At 68.0% G+C, this 4,961-nt stretch carries 5 protein-coding genes; 1 reads left to right on the forward strand and 4 read right to left on the reverse strand.

Translation table 11 applies throughout. The features are described from left to right. From VD972_RS16000 to VD972_RS16015, 4 genes are all read right to left on the reverse strand, one after another. Positions 1-600 (reverse strand): formyltransferase family protein (locus VD972_RS16000; RefSeq protein ID WP_324987804.1); only part of this gene is annotated, 600 nt, incomplete at its 3' end. A 43-nt stretch (positions 601-643) separates the two neighbouring features. After that, positions 644-1,822, reverse strand: a complete 1,179-nt coding sequence (locus tag VD972_RS16005) for an MFS transporter (RefSeq protein WP_324987807.1) — start codon at positions 1,820-1,822, stop codon at positions 644-646. Continuing rightward, a complete protein-coding gene (locus VD972_RS16010) occupies positions 1,819-2,610 on the reverse strand; it encodes a DeoR/GlpR family DNA-binding transcription regulator (RefSeq protein ID WP_324987815.1) in 792 nt (263 codons plus the stop codon). Before VD972_RS16010 ends, VD972_RS16005 begins: the two co-directional genes overlap by 4 nt. A 76-nt stretch (positions 2,611-2,686) precedes the next feature. Further along, positions 2,687-2,899 (reverse strand): hypothetical protein, encoded by a 213-nt coding sequence (locus tag VD972_RS16015; RefSeq protein WP_324987810.1) that lies wholly within the window; start codon positions 2,897-2,899, stop codon positions 2,687-2,689. Positions 2,900-2,950: 51 nt separating this feature from the next. On the opposite strand from VD972_RS16015, the gene VD972_RS16020 reads away from it, so the two are divergent. Continuing rightward, positions 2,951-4,961: NB-ARC domain-containing protein (locus VD972_RS16020; protein WP_324987812.1), on the forward strand; the 2,011-nt coding region annotated here is incomplete at its 3' end.

The following is a 4,961-nucleotide window of genomic DNA, read 5'->3' on the forward strand; positions in this document are numbered from 1 at the left end:
CTGCTTGAGGAAGTCCTCGGAGAGCACCTGCATGTAGCGCGCGAGCACCACGAGATCGATGTGGTGGCGCCGCAGCAGATCCAGCACGGCGGCCTCCTGCGCGGGCTTGGTGTCCGGGGTGACGGGGAGCGTGAAGAAGGGGACGCGGAAGTTCTCCGCCACCTGCTCCAGGGCGTTGTGGTTGCCGATGATGAGGGGGATCTCACACGGCAGCTCGCCGCTCTGCTGGCGCAGGAGCAAGTCATAGAGGCACACCGGCTCCTTCGTCACCAGCAGGGCCACGCGCGCCAGCCGGTCGCTGTAGACCACGGACCACTCGGCCTGCAGCGCGCCCGCCAGCTTCCCGAAGGCCTCCGTCAGGTTCTTGCGCGTGCTCGAGCCCCCCAGGCCCTGCAGGGCCTGGGGGCTCTCCAGGCGCGCAAGGTCCACCACCAGGCGCATGAAGAAGCGGGGCACGCCGCTCTCGGTGATGAGCTCGGTGTGGTTGCTGGCATCAATGATGTTGAGGCCAAGCTCGGAGAAGAAGCCGGCCAGCCTGGCGACGAGCCCCGGCCCGTCAGGCGCGGCAATCAGGAAGGTGGCTCTGGCAGAGGTGGACATGGCCATCGCACGTATCCCAGAGCCAGGGCCCCGGACAAGCGGCTCAGCCGCTCCGGCCTGGCCGCACCAGCACGGCCCCCGCCGCCACGATGGCCAGGAAAGCCACCAGCAACCCCAGTGCGCTCGGCAGCCCGAGGAGGTCCGCCAGGAAGCCCACCACGGGCGGGCCCACGAGGAAGCCGCCATACCCCGCCGTGGACACCGCGGCGATGGACACCCCTGGCGCGCTGCCCGGGGTGCGGCTCGCGGCACTGAACAGCACGGGGATGAGGTTGGACAGGCCGAGCCCCACACAGGCGAAGCCCACCAGCGCCGCCAGGGGATGTTGCAGCAGCAGCGCGCTCCCCAGTCCACAGGCCGCCAGCGCACCGCCCACGCGCACCAGCCGCTCCGGGCCGAGCGCCGTCACGAGCCGATCCCCCGTCACCCGCCCGATGAACATGGCCAGCGAGAACACGGCATAGCCCGCGCCCGCCAGATCCGCGTCGGCCTGCAGCGAGTGACGCAGGTACACGGCGCTCCAGTCCGCCATGGCCCCCTCCACGACCAGCACGAAGAAGGCGAGCCCGCCCAGCAGCAGCAGCGTCCCTCGTGGCAGCGCGAAAGAGAACGAGGCCCCACCCTCGTCAGCGGAGCCCGGCAGCAGCAAGCGCGCCACGACCACCACCGTGACGAGCCCCAGCACTCCAGCGCACAGGATGTGGTGCGAGGGAGTAAGCCCACCGGAGAGGGCCAGAATGGAGCCGCCAGAGCCCACCAGCCCGCCCAGGCTGAACAGCGCGTGGAACGAGGACATGATGGTGCGGCCCAGCCGGCGCTCGACGACAACGGCGTGGGCATTCATCGCGACGCTCATGGAGCCGGCGGCGCCGCCGACGGCCACCAGCGAGAGCATCAACCACGGCAGGCTGGGAGCATGCACGGGCAGCGCGATCACCCCGCAGAGCAGCAGGCCGGTGGCGAGGGTGACGGCGCGGCTGCCCCACCGGGCCACCAGCGCTCCGGCCAGCGGCATGAACACCAGCGAGCCGACGGCCCCCCCCAGCAGCGCCACTCCCAGCTGGCCCGCGCTCAGGCCCAGCTGTGCCTGGACGGTGGGGATGTGCGGCACCCAGCTCGCGAAGGCGAAGCCGTTGACGAAGAAGAGGGCGTACAGCGCGATGCGCGCCGTGGCGGCGGAGGGCTCGGTGCGGCCCTCCCAGGGGAGGATCGAGGAGCTCATGCGGTCAGGATCCGGAGGTTGAGCTTGCGGAAGGGGCTCAGCGTGGCTTCGGGGGCCCTGGCCTCGGTGACCAGGGTGGCCACCCGCTCGGCCGGGGCCACCACGAAGGGCGAGAGCGTTCCGAGCTTGTCGGCGGTGAGCACGGCCACTGTCTCAGCCGCGTGGTGGATCATGGCGCGCTTGGTGGCGGCCTCCTCGGCGTGGGAGGCGGTGATGCCCCCCTCGCTGTGGAGGCTGCACACGCCCAGCACGCACAGATCGGCCCGGATCTGGCGAAGCGCCTCGACGGTGTCGGCGCCCACCACGGTCAGCGCCTCCGGGTGCAGGCGGCCACCCACGAGGCGGACTTCAATCCCCGGGTGATCCGCCAGGGCAAGCGCCACGGGCGGGCTGACGGTGATGACGGTGGCGCGCAGCTCCCGGGGCAGGCAGCGGGCGACCTCCAGCGTGGTGGTGCCTCCATCAATGAAGACCACCTGGCCGGACTGGATGAGCCCGGCCGCGACCTGGGCCACGGCATGCTTTGCGGGCTGGTAGAGCTCGGCGCGAGCCCGATGGCTCAGCTGTGTATGGGCACGAGGGAGGGCGCCACCGTGGACCCGGCGCAGCAACCCCGCCTCATCCAGCTCCCGCAGATCTCGGCGAACGGTGTCCTCCGAAACCCGCAACAACCGGCACATATCAGCCGCGAAGACGCGCCCCTTGGTGGCGAGCCGTTCCAGAATGAGGCGTCTCCGCTCCTCGGGGAGCAGGGCGTCTAGAGCGTTGTCGGTCAGTTGCGTAGTTATGCGGGTCTATGCCGTTTCCAGCAGGATCCCGTATGTACCAGCACACGTCAAGGAAGGAGCCTGGCAGCCATTCGACCTAACCGCCGATGGGGCCCTGGGTGAGCAACCGCGTGGCCTGCTCTCTCAGGGACGGGGGCACGGAGGAGTCCGAGGCCAGCTCGGCCAGGTCCGTGGAGTTGAGCAGGGGGACGATCTTCGCCCCCACCTCCGGCGGCAGGTACGGGTTGAAGACGAGTGCTCGGCGCACCGCGTGCCGGGCCGGCCAGCGCGATGACTTCCAGATCTCCACCAGCGGCTCGGTCTGGTATGGAAAGGCGCCAGCGTCGCGATGGGAGGGGAGATGTCGTCGAGCTTCGAGAACAACGACTTGAAGATCGGGGGCAACCAGATCCAGGCGGGGCGCGACGCCTACTACACCACGCACAACAACATCCGCTTGGAGCGCCGCTGGACCCGTCCGGTCCCCCCCCCGATCTTGCGTGAGGTGGTCCCGCGTCAGAAAGCGTTCGAGGAAGCCAGCAGACTCTTGCAGGAGCGTGGACAACTGGCGCTCAGCGGACGCATGACCTCCATGGCTCTCCGCGGGATGCCGGGCATTGGCAAGACGACCCTCGCGCGGATGCTCGCTCTCCAGCTTGAACCGCGCTACCCGGACGGAGTCCTCTGGCAGGAGCTGGGGCCTGATTACCTCTCCGAGGACAAGGTCCAGCCTGTGCTCGACCAATGGGCCGCCATGGCCCTGTCCATCCCTCTGGAGGTTCGCGCCTCCGAGCACTTCGAGAGTGGGGTCGTACGCGCCCTCCTCGGGGAGCACCCCCGCTTGTTGGTGGTGCTCGACAACGTCTGGTCGCTCTCCCCCATCCGGCGCCTGCTCGAGGCCATCCCACCGCAAGCCCACCTCTTGATCACCACCCGGTCCGCGGAAGTGGCCCGCGGGCTCGGCCATGAGCCGTATGAGCTGCACGAGCTGACGCCTAAGGAGGCTCGGCAGTTGATGCAGCTGCGCTTGAACCTCCAGGATCTCACCCAGGAGATCGAATGGTGTGACAACCTAGCCAATGGCCTAGCATTCCACACTCTCGCCCTCGACGTGGCGCTGGGCATCATCCGGCGCGAGGGGAATGAGCCCGCCGAGTGGCGCAACTCGGCGGAGCGGATCGTGGGGTACGTCCGCTCCGGCAAGGGCTTCGAGGATCTGCGACTGAAGGCAGAGGATCGAGAGATGAATGTAGAGCGCGTGCTCTCGTACAGCTACCAGCGCATGGACGAGACCGCACAACGCCACTTCCGCCTGCTGGGGGCCTTTGCGCCTGATTCCCACTTCGACACAGTCGCAGCAGCACAATTGTGGGAATGTGACACCAAGAAGGCCAAGGAACAGCTCGATGACTTCGTTGACGCGGCCCTGCTCAACCGGTTGGCGGGAGGGCGCTGGACGCAGCATGGCGTGCTGCGCGGCTACACGTTGGCCCTCTTGCGTCGCGATGGAGCACAGGAGCAAGCCGCCGCGCGTCACGCGCGCATCTACGACGAGGCGATGAGGGAGGCTGATGACGCGCAACGGTTTGCGCCAATGCAGACAGCACTACCTCAATTGCGCCACGCCTATGAGTGGGCAGTGGAGAATGATCTGCAGAGAGCACTGAGTCTCATCGCCAACTGCGCTCACTTGCAAGTCGCGTTTGGCCTAGCCCAAGAGAACCTCGCATGGTGTGAAAAAGCCTTCCTGAGCGCGAAGCAGCGCGGGAAAACGATGAATGTGGCGGCCATTCATTTCCTTCTAGGCAATGCCTTCCACAGCGTTGCTGGATTGCCAGAGCAGAATCGCTCCGTGCGCCTGCAACAGGCTCTGGACGCCTACACCGAGGCTCTGCGCTTCCTCACCCCCGACGCCTCTCCTCTCGACTACGCCCAAACCCAAAACAACCGCGCCAACCTTCTCCGCGACCTCGCCACCCTGCCAGGGCAAGACCGCGCCTCTCTCCTCCAGCAGGCTCTGGACGCCTACGCCGAGGCTCTGCGCTTCCTCACCCCCAACGCCTCTCCCCTCGACTACGCCCAAACCCAAAACAACCGCGCCAACCTCCTCAGCGAGCTCGCCACCCTGCCAGGGCAAGACCGCGCCTCTCTCCTCCAGCGGGCTCTGGACGCCTACGCCGAGGCTCTGCGCTTCCTCACCCCCGACGCATCTCCCCTCGGCTATGCCCAAACCCAAAACAACCGCGCCAACCTCCTCCGCGACCTCGCCACCCTGCCAGGGCAAGACCGCGCCTCTCTCCTCCAGCAGGCTCTGGACGCCTACGCCGAGGCTCTGCGCTTCCTCACCCCCGACGCATCTCCCCTCGGCTACG

Origin of the sequence: Hyalangium sp. (assembly GCF_035629615.1) — a bacterium.
Lineage (GTDB): Bacteria > Myxococcota > Myxococcia > Myxococcales > Myxococcaceae > Hyalangium.